At 67.3% G+C, this 19,913-nt stretch carries 27 protein-coding genes; 3 read left to right on the top strand and 24 right to left on the bottom strand.

The annotated features are described in order from the left end of the window. Nucleotides 1–11 precede the first annotated feature (11 nt). Genes rplR through rplN form a run of 7 tightly spaced genes read right to left on the bottom strand, consistent with a single transcriptional unit; the run spans nt 12 to nt 2,832 of the window. Nucleotides 12–380, bottom strand: coding sequence for a 50S ribosomal protein L18 (gene rplR / locus AC5Y5E_RS04220; RefSeq protein ID WP_499901876.1), 369 nt, complete (start codon nt 378–380; stop codon nt 12–14). A gap of 41 nt (nt 381–421) precedes the next feature. Next, nucleotides 422–961, bottom strand: coding sequence for a 50S ribosomal protein L6 (rplF, locus tag AC5Y5E_RS04225; RefSeq protein WP_499901691.1), 540 nt, complete (start codon nt 959–961; stop codon nt 422–424). An 11-nt stretch (nt 962–972) separates the two neighbouring features. Beyond that, nucleotides 973–1,371, bottom strand: coding sequence for a 30S ribosomal protein S8 (gene rpsH / locus AC5Y5E_RS04230; protein ID WP_499901692.1), 399 nt, complete (start codon nt 1,369–1,371; stop codon nt 973–975). A gap of 19 nt (nt 1,372–1,390) precedes the next feature. Continuing rightward, complete coding sequence (locus AC5Y5E_RS04235; RefSeq protein WP_003873499.1) at nt 1,391–1,576, bottom strand: type Z 30S ribosomal protein S14; 186 nt, start codon at nt 1,574–1,576, stop codon at nt 1,391–1,393. A 4-nt stretch (nt 1,577–1,580) separates the two neighbouring features. Next, nucleotides 1,581–2,144, bottom strand: a complete 564-nt coding sequence (gene rplE / locus AC5Y5E_RS04240) for a 50S ribosomal protein L5 (protein ID WP_499901693.1) — start codon at nt 2,142–2,144, stop codon at nt 1,581–1,583. 1 nt (nt 2,145) lies between these two features. Then, entirely contained in the window at nt 2,146–2,463 is a 318-nt protein-coding gene (rplX, locus tag AC5Y5E_RS04245; RefSeq protein ID WP_085097010.1) for a 50S ribosomal protein L24, read from the bottom strand. Beyond that, on the bottom strand, nt 2,464–2,832 hold the full coding sequence (rplN, locus tag AC5Y5E_RS04250; RefSeq protein ID WP_003403649.1) for a 50S ribosomal protein L14: 369 nt from the start codon (nt 2,830–2,832) through the stop codon (nt 2,464–2,466). 173 nt (nt 2,833–3,005) lie between these two features. On the opposite strand from rplN, the gene AC5Y5E_RS04255 reads away from it, so the two are divergent. Then, complete coding sequence (locus tag AC5Y5E_RS04255) at nt 3,006–3,281, top strand: hypothetical protein (protein WP_499901694.1); 276 nt, start codon at nt 3,006–3,008, stop codon at nt 3,279–3,281. Here the strand turns inward: AC5Y5E_RS04255 and AC5Y5E_RS04260 are convergent. The 6 genes from AC5Y5E_RS04260 to AC5Y5E_RS04285 form a co-directional block, all read right to left on the bottom strand. Beyond that, entirely contained in the window at nt 3,278–4,789 is a 1,512-nt protein-coding gene (locus tag AC5Y5E_RS04260; protein ID WP_499901695.1) for an HNH endonuclease signature motif containing protein, read from the bottom strand. The two genes, AC5Y5E_RS04255 and AC5Y5E_RS04260, sit on opposite strands and share 4 nt — an antisense overlap. 55 nt (nt 4,790–4,844) lie before the next feature. Then, a complete protein-coding gene (locus AC5Y5E_RS04265; protein ID WP_499901696.1) occupies nt 4,845–5,321 on the bottom strand; it encodes an Rv1419 family lectin in 477 nt (158 codons plus the stop codon). 115 nt (nt 5,322–5,436) lie between these two features. Then, nucleotides 5,437–6,267, bottom strand: a complete 831-nt coding sequence (locus AC5Y5E_RS04270; RefSeq protein ID WP_499901877.1) for a DUF4436 domain-containing protein — start codon at nt 6,265–6,267, stop codon at nt 5,437–5,439. A gap of 243 nt (nt 6,268–6,510) precedes the next feature. Further along, the gene (locus AC5Y5E_RS04275; protein WP_499901878.1) at nt 6,511–7,470 is read right to left on the bottom strand and encodes a DUF4436 domain-containing protein; all 960 of its coding nucleotides are present in this window, start codon (nt 7,468–7,470) and stop codon (nt 6,511–6,513) included. 194 nt (nt 7,471–7,664) lie between these two features. Beyond that, nucleotides 7,665–8,555: a formylglycine-generating enzyme family protein gene (locus AC5Y5E_RS04280; RefSeq protein WP_499901697.1), complete on the bottom strand. Its 891-nt coding sequence runs from the start codon at nt 8,553–8,555 to the stop codon at nt 7,665–7,667. A gap of 21 nt (nt 8,556–8,576) precedes the next feature. Beyond that, nucleotides 8,577–9,518, bottom strand: coding sequence for a DUF4436 domain-containing protein (locus AC5Y5E_RS04285; protein ID WP_499901698.1), 942 nt, complete (start codon nt 9,516–9,518; stop codon nt 8,577–8,579). A gap of 258 nt (nt 9,519–9,776) precedes the next feature. Here AC5Y5E_RS04285 and pstS point away from each other — a divergent pair, with 258 nt between their 5' ends. Next, entirely contained in the window at nt 9,777–10,904 is a 1,128-nt protein-coding gene (gene pstS, locus AC5Y5E_RS04290; protein WP_499901879.1) for a phosphate ABC transporter substrate-binding protein PstS, read from the top strand. Between the two features lie 4 nt (nt 10,905–10,908). Here pstS and AC5Y5E_RS04295 read toward each other — a convergent pair whose 3' ends face one another. From AC5Y5E_RS04295 to AC5Y5E_RS04310, 4 genes are read right to left on the bottom strand one after another with little or no spacing between them, the layout of a single operon-like run. Continuing rightward, a complete protein-coding gene (locus AC5Y5E_RS04295) occupies nt 10,909–11,835 on the bottom strand; it encodes a DUF4436 domain-containing protein (RefSeq protein WP_499901699.1) in 927 nt (308 codons plus the stop codon). A gap of 54 nt (nt 11,836–11,889) precedes the next feature. Next, nucleotides 11,890–12,543, bottom strand: coding sequence for a hypothetical protein (locus tag AC5Y5E_RS04300; protein ID WP_499901700.1), 654 nt, complete (start codon nt 12,541–12,543; stop codon nt 11,890–11,892). Further along, nucleotides 12,524–14,875 (bottom strand): arylsulfatase, encoded by a 2,352-nt coding sequence (locus AC5Y5E_RS04305; RefSeq protein WP_499901701.1) that lies wholly within the window; start codon nt 14,873–14,875, stop codon nt 12,524–12,526. The genes AC5Y5E_RS04300 and AC5Y5E_RS04305 overlap by 20 nt, the downstream gene beginning before the upstream one ends. Nucleotides 14,876–14,924: 49 nt before the next feature. Continuing rightward, on the bottom strand, nt 14,925–15,593 hold the full coding sequence (locus AC5Y5E_RS04310) for a DUF2306 domain-containing protein (protein ID WP_499901702.1): 669 nt from the start codon (nt 15,591–15,593) through the stop codon (nt 14,925–14,927). 48 nt (nt 15,594–15,641) lie between these two features. Between AC5Y5E_RS04310 and AC5Y5E_RS04315 the strand changes: the two genes are divergently transcribed. Continuing rightward, on the top strand, nt 15,642–16,340 hold the full coding sequence (locus AC5Y5E_RS04315; RefSeq protein WP_499901703.1) for a TetR/AcrR family transcriptional regulator: 699 nt from the start codon (nt 15,642–15,644) through the stop codon (nt 16,338–16,340). A 17-nt stretch (nt 16,341–16,357) separates the two neighbouring features. On the opposite strand, the gene rpsQ is transcribed toward AC5Y5E_RS04315, so the two are convergent. The 7 genes from rpsQ to rplB are packed head-to-tail and all read right to left on the bottom strand — an operon-like array spanning nt 16,358 to nt 19,887. Next, nucleotides 16,358–16,723 (bottom strand): 30S ribosomal protein S17, encoded by a 366-nt coding sequence (gene rpsQ / locus AC5Y5E_RS04320; protein ID WP_499901704.1) that lies wholly within the window; start codon nt 16,721–16,723, stop codon nt 16,358–16,360. Then, nucleotides 16,723–16,968: a 50S ribosomal protein L29 gene (rpmC, locus tag AC5Y5E_RS04325; RefSeq protein WP_499901705.1), complete on the bottom strand. Its 246-nt coding sequence runs from the start codon at nt 16,966–16,968 to the stop codon at nt 16,723–16,725. Before rpmC ends, rpsQ begins: the two co-directional genes overlap by 1 nt. Further along, nucleotides 16,968–17,384: a 50S ribosomal protein L16 gene (gene rplP / locus AC5Y5E_RS04330; protein ID WP_499901706.1), complete on the bottom strand. Its 417-nt coding sequence runs from the start codon at nt 17,382–17,384 to the stop codon at nt 16,968–16,970. Before rplP ends, rpmC begins: the two co-directional genes overlap by 1 nt. Before the next feature lie 3 nt (nt 17,385–17,387). Next, the gene (gene rpsC / locus AC5Y5E_RS04335; protein ID WP_499879145.1) at nt 17,388–18,221 is read right to left on the bottom strand and encodes a 30S ribosomal protein S3; all 834 of its coding nucleotides are present in this window, start codon (nt 18,219–18,221) and stop codon (nt 17,388–17,390) included. Next, nucleotides 18,221–18,754, bottom strand: a complete 534-nt coding sequence (rplV, locus tag AC5Y5E_RS04340) for a 50S ribosomal protein L22 (protein WP_499901707.1) — start codon at nt 18,752–18,754, stop codon at nt 18,221–18,223. Before rplV ends, rpsC begins: the two co-directional genes overlap by 1 nt. Further along, nucleotides 18,751–19,032 (bottom strand): 30S ribosomal protein S19, encoded by a 282-nt coding sequence (gene rpsS / locus AC5Y5E_RS04345; protein WP_025738376.1) that lies wholly within the window; start codon nt 19,030–19,032, stop codon nt 18,751–18,753. Before rpsS ends, rplV begins: the two co-directional genes overlap by 4 nt. Before the next feature lie 12 nt (nt 19,033–19,044). Beyond that, the gene (rplB, locus tag AC5Y5E_RS04350; protein ID WP_085190746.1) at nt 19,045–19,887 is read right to left on the bottom strand and encodes a 50S ribosomal protein L2; all 843 of its coding nucleotides are present in this window, start codon (nt 19,885–19,887) and stop codon (nt 19,045–19,047) included. Nucleotides 19,888–19,913 lie beyond the last annotated feature (26 nt).

A 19,913-nucleotide genomic window follows, 5' to 3' on the forward strand; every position in this document is an offset into this window, starting at 1 on the left:
TCCAGTTGTCATCAGAAACTCAATCCGTTCTCGCGTGCGGCATCCGCCAGCGCCGCGATCCGTCCGCCGTAGGTGTAGCCGCCGCGGTCGAAGACCACGGTGTCGATGCCGGCCGCCTTGGCGCGCTCGGCGATCAACTGACCCACCCGCACACTGCGCGCCTTCTTGTCGCCGTCCAGGCCGCGCACGTCGGACTCGATCGACGACGCCGCGGCCAGCGTGGTGCCGTTCTCGTCGTTGACCAGTTGCACGTGAATGTGCCGGGCGGAGCGGTGCACCACCAGCCGCGGACGCTGTGGGGTGCCCGCCAGCTTCTTGCGCAGCCGCGCGTGCCTGCGCAGCCGGGAGACCCGCCTGGTCGCGGATACGTTCTGCCCCACCGGCTTTCCGGCGGTGGCGGCGGTCTTTGCTTGCGCCATGACTACTTACCTGTCTTTCCGACCTTGCGGCGGATCTGCTCGCCCTCGTAGCGCACGCCCTTGCCCTTGTAGGGGTCGGGACGGCGCAGGCGGCGGATGTTGGCCGAGATCTGACCGACCTTCTGCTTGTCGATCCCGGTGACCGTGAACTTCGTCGGTGACTGGACCGCGAACGTGATGCCCTCGGGAGCCTCGATCACCACCGGATGGCTGTAGCCCAGCGCGAACTCGAGGTTGGAGCCCTTGAGCTGCACGCGGTAGCCGACCCCGAAGATCTCCATCTTCACGGTGTAGCCCTCCGTCACGCCGGTGACCAGATTGGACACCAACGTGCGCGACAGCCCGTGCAGCGAGCGGTTGCGCCGCTCGTCGTTGGGCCGGGTGACCAGGATCGCGCCGTCGTCGTTGCGCGCCACCATGATCGGTTCGGCCACCGTCAGATTCAGGGTGCCCTTGGGGCCCTTCACCGAGACGTTCTGGCCCTCGATCGTTACGTCGACTCCGGTGGGGACCGGAACCGGCTGCTTACCAATGCGCGACATGTCTTAACCCCTCACCACACGTACGCGAGGACTTCGCCGCCCACGCCCTGTCTGGCCGCCTGGCGGTCGGTGAGCAGACCCGACGAGGTCGAGATGATCGCCACGCCCAGTCCGCCGAGCACGCGCGGCAGGTTGGTGGATTTCGCGTACACGCGCAAGCCCGGCTTAGACACGCGGCGCAAACCGGCGATGCTGCGCTCCCGGCTCGGCCCGTACTTGAGCTGGACGACCAGCGACTTTCCGACCCGAGCGTCTTCGGTATGGAAGTCGTTGATGTAGCCCTCGCTCTTGAGGATCTGGGCGATGTTGGCCTTGATCTTGGAGTGCGGCAACGTCACCTCGTCGTGATACGCCGAATTGGCGTTACGCAGACGCGTCAGGAAGTCTGCGATCGGGTCCGTCATCGTCATAGTTCAGTCCTATGTCCCGTCACCAGCTGCTCTTCTGCACGCCGGGCAGCTCACCCGCGTGCGCCATCTCTCGCAGGCAGATCCTGCATAGCCCGAACTTGCGGAACACCGCGCGCGGGCGTCCGCACTTGTTGCAGCGGGTGTAGCCGCGCACCGCGAACTTCGGCTTGCGCGCGGCCTTGTTAACCAGTGCCTTCTTAGCCATCTAGTCAGTTCTCCTTGAACGGAAAGCCGAGGGCCCGCAACAGCGCTCGTCCTTCGTCGTCGGTCGTCGCCGAGGTGACGACGTTGATGTCCATGCCGCGGACCCGGTCGATCTTGTCCACGTCGATCTCGTGGAACACCGACTGCTCGGCCAGTCCGAACGTGTAGTTGCCGACGCCGTCGAACTGCTTGGGCGAAAGCCCGCGGAAGTCACGGATACGCGGCAGCGCGATCGAGGTGAGCCGGTCGAGGAACTCCCACATGCGGTCCCCGCGCAGCGTCACCCGCGCGCCGATCGGCATGCCCTCGCGCAACTTGAACTGCGCGATGGACTTTCGCGCCTTGCGGATCTCCGGCTTCTGGCCGGTGATCAGCGCCAGGTCGTTCACCGCACCGTTGATCAGCTTGGCGTCACGTGCCGCCTCGCCGACCCCCATGTTGACGACGACCTTGGTGATGGTCGGGATCTGCATGACGTTGCCGTAGCCGAACTGCTTGTGCAACGCATCCCGAATCTCGTTGCGGTAGCGCTCTTTGAGGCGCGGCTGAACCTTCTCTGCAGTGGTCATGCTAGATGTCCTTGCCGTTGCGCTTGGAAATGCGGACGCGCTTGCCGGTTTCCTCGTCGACCCGGTAGCCGATTCGGGTGGGCTTGCCGTCCGAGTCGACCACCATCACGTTGGACACGTGGATGGGGGCCTCCTGCGTGACGATGCCGCCGGAGCGGGCGCCGCGCTGGTTGGTGGAAACCGCGGTGTGCTTCTTGATCCGGTTGACGCCCTCGACCAGCACGCGGTTGCGTTCCGGGTACGCCTGCAACACCTTGCCCTTGGCACCCTTGTCCTTGCCCGCGATGACGAGGACGGTGTCGCCCTTGTGGACCTTCATCTACAACACCTCCGGGGCCAGCGAGATGATCTTCATGAATCGCTTCTCGCGCAGTTCGCGGCCGACCGGCCCGAAGATGCGCGTCCCGCGCGGGTCGTTGTCGGGCTTGATGATCACCGCGGCGTTCTCGTCGAACTTGATGTAGCTGCCGTCGGGACGCCGGCGCTCCTTGACCGTGCGCACCACGACGGCCTTGACGACGTCCCCGCGCTTGACGTTGCCGCCGGGGATGGCGTCCTTGACCGTGGCGACGATGACGTCACCGATGCCGGCGTAGCGTCGCGACGATCCGCCGAGCACCCGGATGCACAAGATCTCCTTGGCGCCGGTGTTGTCGGCAACCTTCAGCCGCGATTCCTGCTGAATCACTCGATCTCCTGACCTGGTTACGTTTGCACAGCAGGAAATCACCTGACATGCGCGGTCTTTGTCACCGAAGGGCACGCGGGGCCGATTCGCACCGGCCGAGGTCTGCCCAAGGCAACCCCTAGAGTCTAGGGGACGACCAGCTCAGAGCCAAATCTGCGGATGTCGGCGAGGTGATGGACGCCTTCGTGCATCGCCTGGCGGACCAGCCAGCGCGCGGTGCGCCGTTCGCCCGGCAACCGGGAGCCAACCCGATCCCAGTCTTCTGTGCGCCTGACCTCGTCGCGGAAGCCGGCGGTGCCGGCCACCAGCTCGTCGAGCGTGGCCTCGATGTCGCAGTCGTTGTACCGGAAGCGGCGGGCCGCACCCGCCGGACCTCGGGCGCGATTGCGCCGACCGCGTCGGCGGCAAGCGGCGGTAGCGACGCGGGCATGGGGAAATCCTGCACCTAGAACGGCGGGGGCTGGTCGTCGGCCTCGGTCGGGGGCGGCAGGGCGAAGTAGTCTCGGCGCAACGGTTTTCGGGCGAGTCGGGCTTGGCGGTTGTGGCGGCGTTCGCTGGCGATGCGGGCGGCCCGCTCTTGGGCGCGGGTGCGGCGACGCTTGGGCATCTTCGCGGTGCGTTCCCCGCAGCCTGGGGTGTTGGGAATATCGGGGACCGACAAGTCGGCGGTTGGCGCACACAAGGTGGGGAAGAGCAGGGCGCTGCCGGGGGTCGTGATGTAGGTGTGCCCGTCGGGGAGCCGCCAGATCACCGTGCCATCGGCGAGTTGTTGATCGCGCCAGCCGCAGAAGGTTTTGAGTAAATGATGAAGCCGGCACAGACATTTCAGGTTCGACGCGTGGGTGGCGCCGCCTTCGGCGTGGGGGACGGTGTGGTCGAGGTCGCAGCCGATCGCGGGCCGGTCACACCCCGGGGCGCGGCAGGTGAGGTCCCGGCACCGCACAAAGTCGGCCAGCGCGGCGGACGGCACGTAGCCGTTCTCCGGTGGCGCGTCGGCGGGGTGGACCAGCGGCTGCAGTTTGGCCGAGGCCGCCAACTCTTGAAGGAGTTCGGGGGTGATGAGCCCGTCGGCGGCCAGCTCGGAGCCCGGGGTGTTGCCGGTGCCGTCGAGGGTGGCCCGCTCGGCGATCACATGAATCACCACCGGGGCAGCGGCGGGGCGCTTCCCGGCCGCGCAGTCGGTGCGCGCGCAGCGGCACCCGAGCCGGTCGGCCCCGGCGGCCAGCGCCCCAAGGGCATCGGCGCGGCGCTGCTCGCGGCTACGCGGGTCGTGGAGGCACACCGTGGCGGCCAGCGCGTCTAAGCGCTGATCTAATGCGTGGGCATCGGGACCTAGCAGGCTGCCGCTCAACTCGGCCAGCCCGTCGAAGACCTCGCCGATCCAGACGCTCCGATCGGTCTGGCGTTCCTTGCGCCGGCGCACCGCATCGGCATCGGCGCGCGCGACGATCTTGTCCACCTGGGCGGCCAGCCGGCCCCGCGTCATCGACGGCCAGCGACCCACGTTGGCCGCCAGCTGGGCATCCACCGCCGCCAGGATGTCGGGATCGGCGATCAAATCGGTGCGAAACACGATGGTCTGAAACAGGCGGAAGTCCAGGTGGCCGGCCAAAAACACCTCGCCCACCCGCGGCAGGCGCTCGCCCAGCGCCCGCGCATAGCGCAGCCGGCTGGCCGCCAGGCCCTGGCTGATCCGCAACGCCGCGGCGACCTCGGCCGTGACGGCCTCCATGGTGTCGATGGCCCAGTCCTCGCTCTCCGAGCACCGGGACAATCGATACCTGAACAACTCATGGATGGCCATCAGCTGCGCGGCCGCCTCCCGGTTCTCGGCCCGCGAGGCGGCGCAGATCCGATCGACCATCACCGCGGACTCCGCCGTTGTCGACGGATAGCGCCGCTCGATCATCTCGTCGAACCGGGCAATCACCTCGGCGCGAGCCGCTTCATCGAACATGTGTTCGAGTATGCCACTGGCCTACGACAAGAGCCTCAGCGCAAATAGGAATTTGTCACGAGATGACGTCCCACGCCTGGCCTGGATCGCCGTTGCAGTATCGGGTGGAGACCCAAGTCCCAGGGCCCGGTCCGCCGAGGACACTGAGGCATAACCACCCCGGATCAGTCGTGACCGGGCCATTGGGGTCGAGATTCCAATTTTGGTTCCACATACCGATACAGGGCCCGAGGTGCGCGAACGCACTGTCGCCCGCCGGATTTACCAGGCACCCTCCGGGAAAAGCCACGTTCTGCAGCTGCCGGCCATTGAGGTACCAGCGCTGGGAGTCCGAACCGTTGCAAGGGTTGATCACCACCGCGGCGTAGTAGTTCCCGGTCGGGGCGTCCAGACAAAAATCGCCTAGCCGGCTTCTCAACCGGACCGGGCCGTCGGCGGCCGCCGCGCCGGCGAACAGCACCGCGACGCACAGCAGTGCACTGACCACGCCGAGGGCTCGGCCGACACCGCCCATCAACCGCGACTCACGCATCGTCAGCTCGCCTTCCCGGTCTCGTTAACCCCCGCCACCCATACCACCATGGAGGCCCCTCGGGTTCACCGGAAATGACCGCCGTCGCGTCGGCGTGTTGCTCGTCGCGCGAGCCTCAGCTCGAATGTCGATACCAGGCGATGATGTACAGCACCAGCGCAGTGGCCAGCGCGATCAGCACCCAGATCACCACGGCCTGGTCGATCCACGAACCCGCGGGCGGCGTCCCGGGCAGGATGTTGCGCAGCGGCACGACGGCGAACAGCATCGCCGCATACCAGGTGGAAAACGGCGGCAGGAATTGCCTGCGGCCGGTCAGCATCTGAATGGCCACGAACAGCGCCAGCGTCGGCAGCGTGATGAGGACCAGGCAGATGCCGAGGTCGAACACCAGCGGTCCCTTGGCCCTGCGCAGCGTGATGACGACGTTGTCCGGGCGATCGGGGTCTTTCGGGTTGCGCACGACCCGGCTGGCCGCGATGTCCCAGCCGTCCAGCTTTCCGGTCACCTCCACCCGACCGGGTTTCAATACGCGGTTTTCGCCGGACCCGATGAGGACGTCGGACTGGACGGTGTCGGTCCTGTACGAGTCGAACGGCCAGTCGCTGGGGTCACCGTGTGCCTCGATGGTGGTGGCGACCTGCGCCGGCAGCTTCCCCACCGGGTACTGCAGGTCTCCCAGGTCGTTCTGCGGAAAGATGCGCACGGAAGTGTCGGTGTTCAAGACGTTCAGGCGCTTGTTGATCATCGAATCATCCGGCATCACAAGCACCTTCACGTCGAGCCGGTTCGCCACGGTGTGCAGCTGCTCGAAACGCATCAAGACCACCGTGCCGTCGGCGGTGTTCAGCTCCGGGGCGGGAAGCGGGCCCGGTGCGGTGGCCAGCCAGTGATACCCGAGCAGCGACAGGATGTAGACGACGACAACGCCCAGGATGATCGAGATGTCGAGGACGAGGTGCCGTCGTCGCGGCTTACGCGCGGGCGGGCCGGCGGGTGAGGATGGTGCCGCCGGGGCCGCGCCGTGGCCACTCGTGGGCAGCGCTACGACCACGTCCCGTTCAACCGACACGGACGCACACTAGCAACGGCGCCGTTTGCTGGCACCTTGAAGCGAGCGCCGCTACGGGTTCTTAACACAGGGCGCTACCAGCTTTAACACGACGCCGTTAAACGGCGCTGCCGAACGTCAGTCCCCTTGCCGCACCCACGCGAAAATGTACAGGCTCATCGCCGTCACGAGCGCGATCAGCACCCACTGGACGATGGCCTGGTCGATCCAGGAACCGGGCGGGGGGGCGCCGGGGAGGATGTTGCGCAACGGGACGATGGCGAACAGGTTCGCGGCGTACCAGGTTGCGAACGGCGGCAAGAACTTACGCCTGCCCAGCGCCATCGGGATGGCCACCAACAGCGCCAGGGTGGGCAGGCTGATGAGCACCAGGCAGATGCCGAGGTCGAAGATCAGCGGCCCCTTGGCCCGCTTCAGGGTGACGACGACGTTCCCGTTGTCGGAACCGCGTTGGGTCGGCAACGCGGCGGGGTCGTGCACCCGGTGGACGCTGACGTCCCACCCGTCCAGCTCCCCGGTCACCTCGACGCGGGCGGGCACCTTCTTTACGTTGTCGCCGGAGCCGACGAACGCATCGGCCGAGATCGGCTCGGTGCTGTAGGAATCGAAGGGCCAGTTACCTGGATCGCCATGGGCCTCGATGGTCGTGCTGAGTTGGGCGGGGGCTTTTCCTCTCGGGTAATGCAGGTCCCCCAGGTCGCTCGTCGGATACAGGCGCACGCCGACGTCGGTGCCGAGCACGTCGAGGCGGTTGTCGTAGGCCGAAATCGCGGGGTAGACAAGCACATTCACCGTTAGGCGATTCGCGGTGGTCTTGAGCTCCTCGAGGCGCAACTGCACGATGGTCGCGTCGCCGCCCCCCTGGCTCAGGTCCAGTGGGGGAAGCGGGGCCTCCGCCTCCTGCAACTGGTGGACGCCGAACAGCGACAGGGCGTAGGCCGAAACGACGACCACGAGGATGGCGATGCCGATCGCGATGCGCGGCTTCGACCGTTGTTTGCGTGGCGGTGGCGGCGGCGCGGGCGGCGCATCCGAGGGCGGTGGCGGGGCGGGTGTCGTCGGGGCCTCCGCGGTCACCGCCAGCCCACTGATGACATCTGGCTCGTCGACGGCCGACACGTGGCGATGCTAGCGAATCCGCGCCGACCGCGCGCCATGACGAAAGGTCCGTCACTTACCGTCCATCCGGCGGTAACCCGCTGGTTGTTTTTGCCGCCTGAGGTGCGGCGCTGAGGGAGGCTCGGTTTGCTGACCGGTCGGCGCGAAGCAGCCTATCCCGACGGCGCGTCCGCCACGCAGCGAAACCCGATGTGGGTCGTCGCGGTGTCCTGCGACTGGGGCGACCGCGCGGCCGGCCGGTAGCGGTGGCAGTACTCCGGCGCGCACAGATGCGATCCGCCCTTCAATGTCTGGCTGACGCTCGGATCCGGGGGTCCCGACGGTGCGCAGCAGGCTTTCGCCGGCTCATCGAGCCGGTGGTGCGCGGAAAACTCGGTGGCGGTCCACTCCCACACATTGCCGATCATGTCGAGCAGCCCAAATTCGTTGGGCGGGAACGCCCCGACCGGGGAGGTGCCCACCCAGCCGAGCGCTCCGTCGTTGCGGTACGGAAATTTTCCCTGCCACGTGTTGGCCATCAGCCGACCATCGGGGTTCGCTTCCTGGCCCCAGGCGTACGTCCACGAATTTCCGCCGCGGGCCGCGTACTCCCACTCGGCCTCGGTGGGCAGCCGCCGGCCGGCCCACCGCGCGTACGCCGCGGCGTCGGGATACGCCACCTGCACCACCGGATGGTCCGCCCGGTCCGCGAGATCGCTGTGCGGCCCGAACGGATTTCGCCAGCTGGCGCCCGGCACCCAGGCCCACCACTGGCGCCAGTCACGCAGGTCGACCGGCCCCGCCGTCGGGCGGAAGACCATGGCGCCCGGAACCAGGTCTGCAGGATCCGCGCCCGGGTAAAGCGCCGGGTCGATCGGTCGCTCGGCCACGGTGACATAGCCTGTGGCGAAGACGAATTCGGCAAATTGCGCGTTGGTCACCGGGTGCCGCTCCATCGCGAACGGCCCCACCGTCACGGTGTGGATCGGCGCCTCTTCGGGGTAGAAGCTCGTCGAGCCCATGCGGAACGATCCGCCCGGCAGGTCGACCAACTCGGTAAGCACCCCTTCAGGGTAGGACGGGCCTCAGTCCGATTGTCGGTACCAGGTCAACATGTACAGGGCCATCGCGGCGACCAGCGCCATCAGCACCCAGATCACCAAGACCTGGTCGATCCAGGCACCCGGCGGCGGAGACCCCGGCAGGAAATTGCGTATCGGGATCACGGCGAACAGCATGGCGGCGAACCAGGTCACGAAGGGTGGCACGAATTTCCTTCTGCCCAGCGCGATTTGGATGGCCACGGCAAAAGCCAGGGTGGGCAGGGCGAACAGCACCAGGCAGATGCCCAGGTCGAAGATCAGCGGCCCCTTGGCCCGGTGCAACGTGATGATCACGTTGTCGGGGCGGTCAGCCTCCTGGCTTGCCTCACCCACCCGCTGGACGCTGACGTCCCAACCGTCCAGCGCCCCGGTCACTTCCACCCGGGCCGGTATGTACTGGCGGGCGTCGCCCTGCCCGACGAGCACCTCCGCCGACAGGGTGTCGGTGCTGTAGGAGTCGAACGGCCAGTTGTTGGGATCGCCGTGCGCCTCGATCGTGGTGGCGACCTGCGCCGGCGACTTCCCCGCCGGGTATTGCAGGTCGCCCAGGTCGTTCGCGGGGTCCATCCGCACGGCGGTGTCGGTCTTCAGCACATCGAGGCGCTTGTCGAACATGGAGTCCTCGGGAATCACGAGCACCTTCACCGTGAGGCGATTCGCGACGGTTTCCAGCTTCTCCAGCCGCACCAACACGACGGTGTCGTTGGTCGCATTCAAATCCGGCGGCTTGATCGGTGCCGCCGATTTGGCCAGCAAATGGACCCCGAACAGCGACAGGCCGTAGACGACGAGGAACGCCACCAGGATGCCGATCACCAACAGCGAGCGCCGGCGGCCTCGAGCGGGGGGCGCCTTGGGCGGTGCGGCGGCCGGTTGCTCCGGTGGTGTTGGAGGCGGCGGAGCCGGTGGGGCTTGATGGGTCATCGGTCGACACCTCCGTTGGATTGCGGCAACTCGGCGGGCCATGCGCGGATTGATCGTAGCGAACCGGTCGTGTCAGCGCGACGGGTCGAAATTTACTTCATCAATCAGGTAATTTGCGTCAACCCGCCGAACCGTTGTTCGCCACCCAGCGAAACCCGGCGGCCCCCCAATTGATTACCCGTTCATCCGTTGTTGGTTTGCCTGTTAATTCGGTGGCTGTAGAAGTCTGAGGTGTATCCCCGCCTGGAGGCAATCACCGTGAAGCACAAGCGCTCAGCCAGCGCCATCAGCTTGCTGGCGGCGGCCGCGATGGTGAGCTCGGCGTGTACCAACTCCCACGCGACCCTGGCGTATGCCGCGGGCGCCAAGGTCGACTGCGGCGGCAAACAGACCCTGATCGCCAGCGGCTCCACCGCGCAGGCGAATGCGATGACGAAGTTCGTCGAGGCGTACCACCGGGCCTGCCCGGGACAGAACCTCAACTACACCGCCAACGGGTCGGGCGCCGGAATCAGCGAATTCCTTTCGGGCAAGACCGATTTCGGCGGATCCGACACACCGCTTGCCGACGATCAATACGCCGCCGCCAAACAGCGGTGCGGCGGAGCCGACGCCTGGAACCTGCCGGTGGTGTTCGGCCCGCTGGCCATCACCTACAACCTCGGCGCCGTCGACTCCCTGGTGCTCGACGCGCCCACCCTGGCCAAGATCTTCAACGGCACCATCACGCGCTGGGACGACCCGGCGCTTACCGCGTTCAACGCATCAATGCCGGCGGAGGACATCAAAGTCATCTACCGCAACGACGCGTCCGGCACGACCGACAACTTCCAGGACTACCTGCAGTCCGCGTCCGGCGGGGCGTGGAAACAGGGCACCGGCAAGACGTTCAACGGTGGGGTCGGCATCGGCGCCGCCGGCAACAAGGGCACCTCGGAGCTCGTGAAAACCACCGAGGGCGCGATCGGCTACAACGAGTTGTCGTTTGCGCTGCAGCAGGGTCTTTTCGCCGCCGAGATCAAAACCCCGGCGAGCCGCCGGTCCCTGCGTCCGGTGCGGATCGGCACCGACACGGTCGGCAAGACGATCATGGGCGCCAAAATCACGGGCGCCGGCAACAACCTCGTGCTCGACATTTCGTCGTTCTACAACCCCGCCCAACCCGACGTCTACCCGATCGTCCTGGCCACCTACGAGATCGTCTGCTCGAGGTACCCCAACGCCGACGACGCCAGGGCGGTCAAGGCGTTCCTGCAGGCGGCGATCGGGCCGGGCCAGGTGGAGCTGGCCCGCAACGGCTACATCCCGCTGCCGCCCGACTTCCAGTCGCGGGTCTCCGGCGCCGTCGACGCCATCAGCTCGGCGGGCGCGGCGGTCGCGGAGTAGGCGGTCAGCCCTTCTTCGGCGATCTTCGATCGCGTTGCTGCCACCAGCCGGAGAGGAACAGGGCCATCGCGGTGACCAGTCCGATCAGGACCCAGAGCACGACGGCCTGGTCGATCCACGAACCGTACGGCGGGCTGCCCGGCAGGATATTGCGCAGCGGGACGATGGCGAACAGCATCGCGCCGTACCACGTCACCATCGGCGGCAGGAACGAGGTTCTGCCCAACGCCACCGGGATGGCCACCCACAACGCCAGCACGGGCAGGGCGATGAGGACGAGGCAGATTCCGATGTCGAAGATCAGCGGGCCCTTGGCGCGCTTCAGGGTGATGATCACGTCGTCCTGGACGTCCGGGTTGGAGTCCGAGGGGTCATGGACGCGGGTGACGGTGGCGTCCCAGCCGTCGAGCTTTCCGGTCGCCTCGAGGCGCGCGGGTGACTTATCGCGGTTCTGCCCGGAGCCGGTGAACACGTCGGCCGCGATGACCTCCGTCCTGTAGGTGTCGAAGGGCCAGTTGCCGGGATCGCCGTGGGCCTCGATGGTGGTGCTGACCTGCGCAGGCGCCTTCCCGACCGGGTACTGCAAGTCGCCGAGGTCGTTCTCCGGGTACAGGCGCACGGCCGCGTCGGTGGTGAGCACCCCGAAGTTCTTGTCGTACAGCGAATCCTTCGGATAGACAAGGACGTTCACCGTCAAGCGGTTGGCGACGGTATCCAGTTTCTCGAGACGGACCTGCACGACGCTGTCGTCGGCCTCGACCTTGCTCAGGTCCACCGAGGGCAGCGGGGGCGCCGATTTCGCCAGCAGGTGCACGGCGATCAGCGACAGGACGTAGATGACGATCAGGGCGACGATGATCCCGAACGCGATCGCAAGGCGCGGTCCTCGCGCCTCGGGTGGCGCCGGCGGCGGCGGTGCTTCGGTGGTCATTGGGGCATCACTGGGCCAGATGCTACCGGCCGCCGGTCCTGAAACCGCTCTTTTTCAGGGGATGACGACGGCAAATTGCTGCATCACCGTGGATTTCACCGCGTCGAAACCGGGCGCGCCCGCCGGCCCGTCCAGCTGGACGGCCACCAGGTAGGCCTTGGTGTTGGTCCAGATGTGGGTGATGCGGTCGGCGAAGTCGACCCCGCCCGGAACGGTGCCGGACAGCACCTGGCTGCTGTAACCGCAGAACTGCGCGGCCGTCACGGTGAGGGTGCCGCCGGGTTTCTTGGTGCGCAGGTCGGCGGTGTAGCGCAGGAACGCCCCGCCGGGATCGAGGTCCGTCGGCGCGATCGTCACCCGCAAAGACATGCCGTCGGGACCGGTCGACGTCAGCGCCACGTCCCCGGCGCCGCGGGTCGAGTCCCAGCCGTCGGGCAGGGGCAGGAGGATCACCGGCGCCACCGGATCCGGCACCCAGGCCCTGGCCAGGGTCCCGCTGGCGGACGGCGACGGAAAGCACGCCACGGCGTTGGGCGGGATGTGGTCGGGCACCGTGACTTGGACGCCGGGCACCGGCTCGGCCGGGTCGGACAGCCTGGGCGCACTGGGTCGGATGGCGGTGCCGCCCGTGGTCTTCTCGCAACCGACGACGACGCCCGTTGCCAGACAGAGCAGGCCGACCGCCAGCTCAGTCGCGCGAAAACGCAAGCGCGAGTTCCCGTTCCACATCCTCGTACGGCCTGCCCGAGAAGTCGACGGTGACCTCGGCGATGGTGCCGCCAGTGAACGTGAACGGCGCTTTGTAGCGGCTGGAGACCCTCGAGCCGCCGTTGCGCCCGACGGTGATGCCGGCCCCCGCCAGCCCGAAGGTCCCGGGGTGGGTTGTCACGTCCGGCAGCGTGCCCACAACGTCGTCGTCGACGAACAGTGTCAGGTCACCGAGCGGGGTGTGGCTGTTCTCAACCGTTCCGGTCCGCTCGTAGCGGACCCCAAACAGGTGCCGGCCCAGCGGCACCGGGCCGGCGGAGGAAACCAGCTGTTGACGCTCGCCGAGGAAGTTGTAGACGTAGTGCAACCGCCCGTCCTGGACGAACAGCACGTGCCCGCCGTGGGCGCCACCCTGCTTGAACAGCACGCCCTCGGCGCCGGTGGTGTCAACGGTCACGTCGGCCAGCAGGGCGAACGAGCGCCCCCGGATCTCGGCGGCGGCCCCGATGCCGACGTCGGCGCAGTCGGGATAGTAGGTGTAGCTGGACCGTTCGCCGACCAGGTAGGGCCGCGAGCGCATCATCGTCTCGATGATGTTCAGGTCCGACAAGGGCAGCCCGTTGTACTTGGCGGCCTCGGAATACCACAGCGCCTTGAGCTCTTCGAGCTTCTCGGGTTGCTCGGCGGCGAGGTCGTGGCATTGGCTGCGGTCCGCCTCGATGTGGAACAGTTCCCAGCGATCGGCGTCGAAGTGCGACCAGCCCGCCGGGGTGGCGGCATGGACGGTGTTGGCGAACCAGCCATCGTGCCAGATCCCGCGGGTGCCGAGCATGGTGTAGAACTGGGTCCGTTTGCCGGTGTCGGCCTTCGGATCGGCAAGGGCCGCTTTGAAACTCACGCCGTCCAGGGGTTTCTGGCGGATGCCCTTGACCGTGTCCGGCGGCGTCATCCCGAGCAGGTCGTAGATGGTCGGGGTGATGTCGCAGACATTGACGTAGGTGTCGCGGACCTCGCCGTGCGCGGCAATGCCGTTGGGCCACGAGACGATCGCCGTGTCGGCGATGCCGCCCTCGTGCGAGGCGTAGCGCTTGTACAGCTTGTATGGCGTGTTGAACGCCATCGCCCACCCGATCGGGTAGTGGTTGTACGTCTCGGGCCCGCCCAGGTGGTCGAAGAGCTTCATGCTCTCCTCGACGGTGTCGATGTAGCCGTTGAAGAACTTGCCCTCGTTGACCGACCCGTTGGGTCCCCCCTCACCGCTGGCGCCGTTGTCGGAGATCACCACGATGATGGTGTTGTCCAGCTGCCCGGACTCCTCGAGATAGTCGAGGATGCGGCCGATCTGGGCGTCGGTGTAGCTCAGGAAACCGGCGAACACCTCGGCCATCCGGCTGAACAGCTTCTTTTCTTCGTCTCCCAGCGAGTCCCACGGCCGCACGGTGTCCTGGATGGGCCAGGGTTCGCCGCTGGGTCCCTTCACGTCGGCGTACGGGTTCACCGGGGACAGTTCGGTGTCGCGTGGCACGATTCCGATCGCCTTCTGGTTTTCCAGGACGATCTCGCGGTAGCGCTCGTAGCCCATGTCGAACTTGCCGGCATAGCGGTCCGCCCATTCCTTGAAGACGTGGTGCGGGGCGTGGCCCGCGCCGGGGCACACATAGCTGAACCACGGCTTGTCCGGCGCGATCACCTTGGCATCGCGGATGAACTCGATGGTCCTGTCCGCGATGTCCTTGGAGAGGTGGTAGCCGTCTTCCGGGGTGCCCGGCGGGTTGACCGGGTGGTTGTCGTACACCAGGTCGGGGTACCACTGGTCGGTCTCGCCGCCCATGAACCCGTAGAACCGCTCGAATCCGCGCGAGGTGGGCCAATGTCGTTTCGTCGCCGCCAGATTCGACTCTTCCAACGGCGTCAGGTGCCACTTGCCGACGCAGTAGGTGTTGTAGCCGTGTTCGGCGAGCACCTCGGAGATCAGCCCGGTGTCGGCGGGGATCCGTCCGTTGCAGTTGGGGAAGCCGTCGGTGAACTCCTCGATGGTGGCCATGCCGACCGTGGTCGCGTTGCGCCCGGTCAGCAGGGACGCTCGCGTCGGCGAGCACAACGCGGTGGTGTGAAACTGTGACAACCGCACGCCGCGGTCGGCGATGCGCGTCATGGCGGGCATCTCGACCAGGCCGCCGAAGCAGTCCCACGTCGCGATCCCGGTGTCGTCCCAGACGAGATAAAGGATGTTCGGCGAGTTCTCCGGCGCCGTCGGCGCCGCGTAGGGGCCCCAGTCCGGCTCGGAATCGCGGATATCGAGCTCGATCTTGCCGTTGAATTCCGTTGTCATGCCAGCCTCGCCCCGGGGTGGATAGCGCTCGATTCAGGTCGCCCGGAGATTACACCCGCGATGTGTGCGTTGGCTGAGAAATCGGCGACGGCGCTACCGGTTTGCGACGCAGCCACCATCGCACGGTCAAGAACGGAACCGTCCACCCCAGCCACGCGCCGAGACCGGCGACGAACCACAGGTAATGCTCCGCATTGCCGCTAAAGACGCTGTCGCGCAACGGCTGCAGCGAGACGAAGAGGATCGGCGTCCAGATCCGGTTGGTGATGATCGACAGCGCAAGCGTCGCGCTGGTGATCATGTGGTGACGGTGTTCGGCGAACCGGCGCTGCCGCGCCGTGAGGTAGCCGTTGATCGTGAACCACAGCCACAGTGACGCCAGGAAGATGTTGCTGACCGCCAAGAGCGGGCCGAACGGCGTCGCCGCCCCGATGGCCATCGCGCATACGGCGGCCGCGGTGGCGGCCCCGAAATAGATCCGTCCCACGCGTCGGTGCAGCGCGGGTCGTCGGGTCCGCAGCCCGGGCCAGAGCTGCAGCACGGCGGCGACCATCGCGACGCTCGCGAACATCACGTGGCCCACCAGCAGCGGGTAGTGCAGCGCGAACGTGGGCGGCACCCGCGTCCGCCCGGTGAAGTACGGCGGCAGGGAGTAGGCGAGGAATGCGACGACCACCAAGGCCAGAGCGGGAGCCAATTTTGCGTATGTCATACGCATAGCGTATGTCATACGCGTTGGTCGGTCTACTCGATTAGGCTTGAGGTGATGTCCGACGAGGATCTGCCCCGCGCCCTGGAGGTGCTCTGGCGCGAGCCCGCCCGCGGCCGTCGGACGCGGGGTCTGAATCGGGAGCGCATCGTCGCCGCGGCCGTGGACCTGGCTGACGCCGACGGGCTGGGCGCCCTGTCGATGGCCCGGCTGGCCGAGCGGCTGGGCTGCGGCACCATGTCGCTGTACCGCCATGTGGCCAACAAGGACGAATTGGTCACGTTCATGCTGTCGACGGCACCGGGGCCGCCCCCCGCGCCGTCGGACCCAGCGGATTGGCGTGGTGCTCTTGCCGATTGGGCCACGGGGCTATGGGACGTGTATCACCGGCATCCGTGGGTGTTGCAGGCGGCGTCGGCCGGGCCTCCCGCCGATCCGGGCCAGTTGGCGTGGCTGGACGCCGGGCTCGCGACGCTGGGTGATACGGCGTTGGCCGAGCGCGACAAGCTGGCCGCGGTCATGGCGGTGCTGCATTTCGTTCGCGGCGCCGCGGCGCTGGCGATCGAGGCCGCGCCGGTCGACGGTCCCCACTACCCCGCCCTGCTGCGTCGGGTGATCGATGCAGACCGATTCCCGGCGTTGTCGGCGGCGCTCAACGCGGGGGCTTTCGATGGCGCGGACGCCGACCACCGCGCCGAGTTCCGCTCCGGGTTGGGACAGCTGCTCGACGGCATCGCGGTGAGGACCGCGGGTTAGGGCCGGTTGGGTCCGGGCTACTTGGCCTTCTCGAGGATCTCGACGAGCCGCCAGCGCTTCGTGGCCGACGTCGGGCGCGTCTCCATCAACGAGACGCGGTCGCCGATGCCGGCGGTGCTGTTCTCGTCGTGCGCCTTGACCTTCTTGGTGGTCCGAATGATCTTGCCGTACAACGGGTGCCGCATGCGGTCTTCCAGCTCGACCACGATGGTCTTCTGCATCTTGTCGCTCACGACATAGCCGATGCGCACCTTGCGCCGCCCGCGGGTCTTCGGGTTGGCCGGAGTGTGCTTGGGGCCCTTGTCTTTCGACGCGGCGTCGGTGCTCTTGGGAGCGGTCTTCTTGGGCGCGGTCTTTTCGGGCGCCTTCTTAGCTTCTGCCATCACGAATCCTTAGTTCCGTCGGTTCCGTCGGGTCCGCTAGCGAGGCCCAGTTCTCGTTCGCGCAGCACGGTGTAAACGCGCGCGATTTCGTGACGCACCGTGCGGAGCCGGCGGTTGTTGGTGAGCTGCCCGGTCGCCATCTGGAAGCGCAGGTTGAACAGCTCCTCCTTGGATTCGCGCAGGCGGTCGGCGAGCTCGTCGTCGGTGAGCTCGCGCAGTTCGCCCGGCGAAATGCCCAGTGCCATCAGAACTGATCCTCTCGGGTCACGATGCGTGCCTTGATCGGCAGCTTGTGGATTGCGCGGGTGAGCGCCGCCCGGGCGGTCTGCTCGTTGGGGTAGCTGAGCTCGAACAGCACCCGGCCCGGCTTGACGTTGACCACCCACCACTCGGGGGAGCCCTTACCCGAACCCATCCGGGTTTCGGCGGGCTTCTTGGTCAGCGGGCGGTCGGGGAAGACGTTGATCCACACCTTGCCGCCACGCTTGATGTGCCGGTTGATCGCGATACGAGCCGCCTCGATCTGCCGGTTGGTCACGTAGGCGTGCTCGAGCGCCTGGATGCCGTAGTCACCGAAGTTCACCTGCGTCCCGCCGCTGGCGATGCCGCGCTGGCGCGGGTGGTGCTGCTTGCGGTGCTTGACCTTGCGGGGAATCAACATGGTTCAGCTCTCCGTACTCTGCGGTTCGGGGGCCGGCGCGGCCTCGGCCGGAGGCGCTGCTTGGTCCTCCGCACCCGCGGCGCGGCCGGCCTCGGTGCTGGTCGCCGTGGTGCCCGACGCCCCGCTGCGCCGCGGACGCGTGCCCGACGGCCGCTCGCGGCGCGGACGGTCGGCACCCGCCGGGGCGGCGGCGGTCAATTCGCGCTTGCCGCCGACGATGTCGCCCTTGTAGATCCACACCTTCACGCCGATGCGGCCGAAGGTGGTCTTGGCCTCGTACAGGCCATAGTCGATGTCGGCGCGCAGCGTGTGCAGCGGCACCCGGCCCTCGCGGTAGAACTCCGAGCGGCTCATCTCCGCGCCGCCGAGGCGGCCGGAGCACTGCACCCGGATGCCCTTGACGTTGGGCTGCCGCATCGCCGACTGAATGGCCTTGCGCATGGCGCGGCGGAACGCCACGCGGTTGCTCAACTGCTCGGCGACGCCCTGCGCCACCAATTGTGCTTGCGATTCGGGGTTTTTGACCTCGAGGATGTTGAGCTGGACCTGCTTGCCGGTCAGCTTCTCCAGGTCGGCCCGGATCCGGTCGGCCTCGGTGCCGCGGCGGCCGATGACGATCCCGGGACGCGCGGTGTGGATATCAACGCGAACCCTGTCCCGGGTCCTTTCGATCTCCACGTCGGCGATGCCGGCGCGCTCCAGGCCGGTGGACAGCAGCCGCCGGATCGCGACGTCTTCCTTGACGTAGTCGGCGTACTGCTTGTCGGCGTACCAACGGGACTTCCAGTCCGTGGTGATGCCGAGCCGGAAGCCGTGCGGATTGATCTTCTGGCCCACTAGTCTGAGCCTCCCTTCGCTTCAGAAGCCTCAGAAGCCTTGGCCGGGGCCTTTTTTGCCGGGGCCTTCTTGGCGGCCGGCGCCTTCTTGGCCGGTGCCTTCTTGGCCGGCGCCTTCGCCGCCGCCTTGCTGGCCTCGGCGCGACGCGCCCGCGTGGACTTCGCCGACCGCTCGCCGGAGGCGGGCCGGCTTTCCACCACGACCGTGATGTGGCTGGTGCGCCGGCGAATCCGGAACGCGCGGCCCTGGGCGCGCGGACGGATGCGCTTGGCCGTCGGTCCCTCGTCGGCGTACACGGTCGCGACCACCAGCGTCGCCGGGTCCAGGCCGTTGTTGTTCTGCGCGTTGGCCGCGGCGCTGGCGATCACCTTGGCCACCGGCTCGCTGGCGGCCTGCGGCGCCCAGCGCAGGATGTCGAGCGCGTCTTCCACCGACTTGCCGCGCACCAGGTCGATCACCCGGCGCGCCTTGGTCGGCGACACCCGCACGAACCGCGCCTTGGCGACCGCGGACGGAAACTCAGTTGTGGTCATCGCCGCTTGGCCTTCCGATCATCCTTGATGTGCCCCTTGAAGGTCCGCGTCGGGGCGAACTCGCCTAGCTTGTGGCCCACCATCGCCTCGGTGACGAATACCGGGACGTGCTTGCGCCCGTCGTGCACGGCGAAGGTGTGGCCGATGAAGTCCGGAATGATCGTCGACCGGCGAGACCAGGTCTTGATGACCTGCTTGCTGTTCTTCTCGTTCTGCACGTCCACCTTCTTGAGCAGGTGGTCGTCGACGAACGGTCCCTTTTTCAGGCTGCGTGGCATAGGTTGCTACTCCTACCGCGAGTGCTTCTTGCCGGTGCGCCGGCGTCGGACGATGAGCTTGTTGCTCTGCTTGTTCGGGTGGCGGGTGCGGCCCTCCGGCTTGCCCCACGGGCTGACCGGGTGGCGACCACCGGAGGTCTTACCCTCACCACCGCCGTGCGGGTGGTCGACCGGGTTCATCACGACACCACGGACGGACGGGCGCTTGCCCTTCCACCGCATGCGACCGGCCTTGCCCCAGTTGATGTTTGCCTGCTCGGCGTTGCCCACCTCGCCGACCGTGGCGCGGCAGCGCACGTCGACGCGGCGGATCTCGCCGCTGGGCATCCGCAGCGACGCGTAGCTGCCCTCCTTGCCGAGCAGCTGGATGCTCGACCCGGCCGAGCGTGCGAGCTTGGCGCCGCCACCCGGGCGCAGCTCCACGGCGTGCACCAAGGTACCGGCCGGAATGTTGCGCAGCGGCAGGTTGTTGCCCGGCTTGATGTCGGCGTTGGGGCCCGACTCCACCACATCGCCCTGCGAGAGCCCAAGCGGGGCAATGATGTAGCGCTTCTCGCCGTCCAGGAAATGCAGCAGCGCGATGTTGGCGGTGCGGTTCGGGTCGTACTCGATGTGCGCGACCTTCGCGTTGACGCCGTCCTTGTCGTTACGACGGAAGTCGATCACCCGGTAGGCGCGCTTGTGGCCGCCACCCTTGTGCCGGGTGGTGATCCGGCCGTGGGCGTTGCGTCCACCGTGCCCGTGCAGCGGGCGAACCAGGGACTTCTCCGGCTCCGAACGGGTGATCTCGGCGAAGTCGGACACGCTGGCGCCGCGGCGACCCGGAGTCGTCGGCTTGTACTTACGAATTGCCATGTCTAATCAGGTCTTTCTCTCGCGCT

The sequence above is a fragment of the Mycobacterium sp. NGS54 genome, assembly GCF_059812465.1.

Coding starts and splice junctions, on each gene's coding strand:
- rplF (WP_499901691.1), bottom strand. CDS start 961: ATGTCGCGCATTGGTAAGCAGCCGGTTCCGGTCCCCACCGGAGTCGAC.
- rpsH (WP_499901692.1), bottom strand. CDS start 1,371: ATGACGATGACGGACCCGATCGCAGACTTCCTGACGCGTCTGCGTAAC.
- AC5Y5E_RS04235 (WP_003873499.1), bottom strand. CDS start 1,576: ATGGCTAAGAAGGCACTGGTTAACAAGGCCGCGCGCAAGCCGAAGTTC.
- rplE (WP_499901693.1), bottom strand. CDS start 2,144: ATGACCACTGCAGAGAAGGTTCAGCCGCGCCTCAAAGAGCGCTACCGC.
- rplX (WP_085097010.1), bottom strand. CDS start 2,463: ATGAAGGTCCACAAGGGCGACACCGTCCTCGTCATCGCGGGCAAGGAC.
- AC5Y5E_RS04255 (WP_499901694.1), top strand. CDS start 3,006: ATGGACGCCTTCGTGCATCGCCTGGCGGACCAGCCAGCGCGCGGTGCG.
- AC5Y5E_RS04260 (WP_499901695.1), bottom strand. CDS start 4,789: ATGTTCGATGAAGCGGCTCGCGCCGAGGTGATTGCCCGGTTCGACGAG.
- AC5Y5E_RS04265 (WP_499901696.1), bottom strand. CDS start 5,321: ATGCGTGAGTCGCGGTTGATGGGCGGTGTCGGCCGAGCCCTCGGCGTG.
- AC5Y5E_RS04285 (WP_499901698.1), bottom strand. CDS start 9,518: ATGACCCATCAAGCCCCACCGGCTCCGCCGCCTCCAACACCACCGGAG.
- AC5Y5E_RS04295 (WP_499901699.1), bottom strand. CDS start 11,835: ATGACCACCGAAGCACCGCCGCCGCCGGCGCCACCCGAGGCGCGAGGA.
- AC5Y5E_RS04305 (WP_499901701.1), bottom strand. CDS start 14,875: ATGACAACGGAATTCAACGGCAAGATCGAGCTCGATATCCGCGATTCC.
- AC5Y5E_RS04310 (WP_499901702.1), bottom strand. CDS start 15,593: ATGCGTATGACATACGCAAAATTGGCTCCCGCTCTGGCCTTGGTGGTC.
- AC5Y5E_RS04315 (WP_499901703.1), top strand. CDS start 15,642: ATGTCCGACGAGGATCTGCCCCGCGCCCTGGAGGTGCTCTGGCGCGAG.
- rpsQ (WP_499901704.1), bottom strand. CDS start 16,723: ATGGCAGAAGCTAAGAAGGCGCCCGAAAAGACCGCGCCCAAGAAGACC.
- rpmC (WP_499901705.1), bottom strand. CDS start 16,968: ATGGCACTGGGCATTTCGCCGGGCGAACTGCGCGAGCTCACCGACGAC.
- rplP (WP_499901706.1), bottom strand. CDS start 17,384: ATGTTGATTCCCCGCAAGGTCAAGCACCGCAAGCAGCACCACCCGCGC.
- rplV (WP_499901707.1), bottom strand. CDS start 18,754: ATGACCACAACTGAGTTTCCGTCCGCGGTCGCCAAGGCGCGGTTCGTG.
- rpsS (WP_025738376.1), bottom strand. CDS start 19,032: ATGCCACGCAGCCTGAAAAAGGGACCGTTCGTCGACGACCACCTGCTC.
- rplB (WP_085190746.1), bottom strand. CDS start 19,887: ATGGCAATTCGTAAGTACAAGCCGACGACTCCGGGTCGCCGCGGCGCC.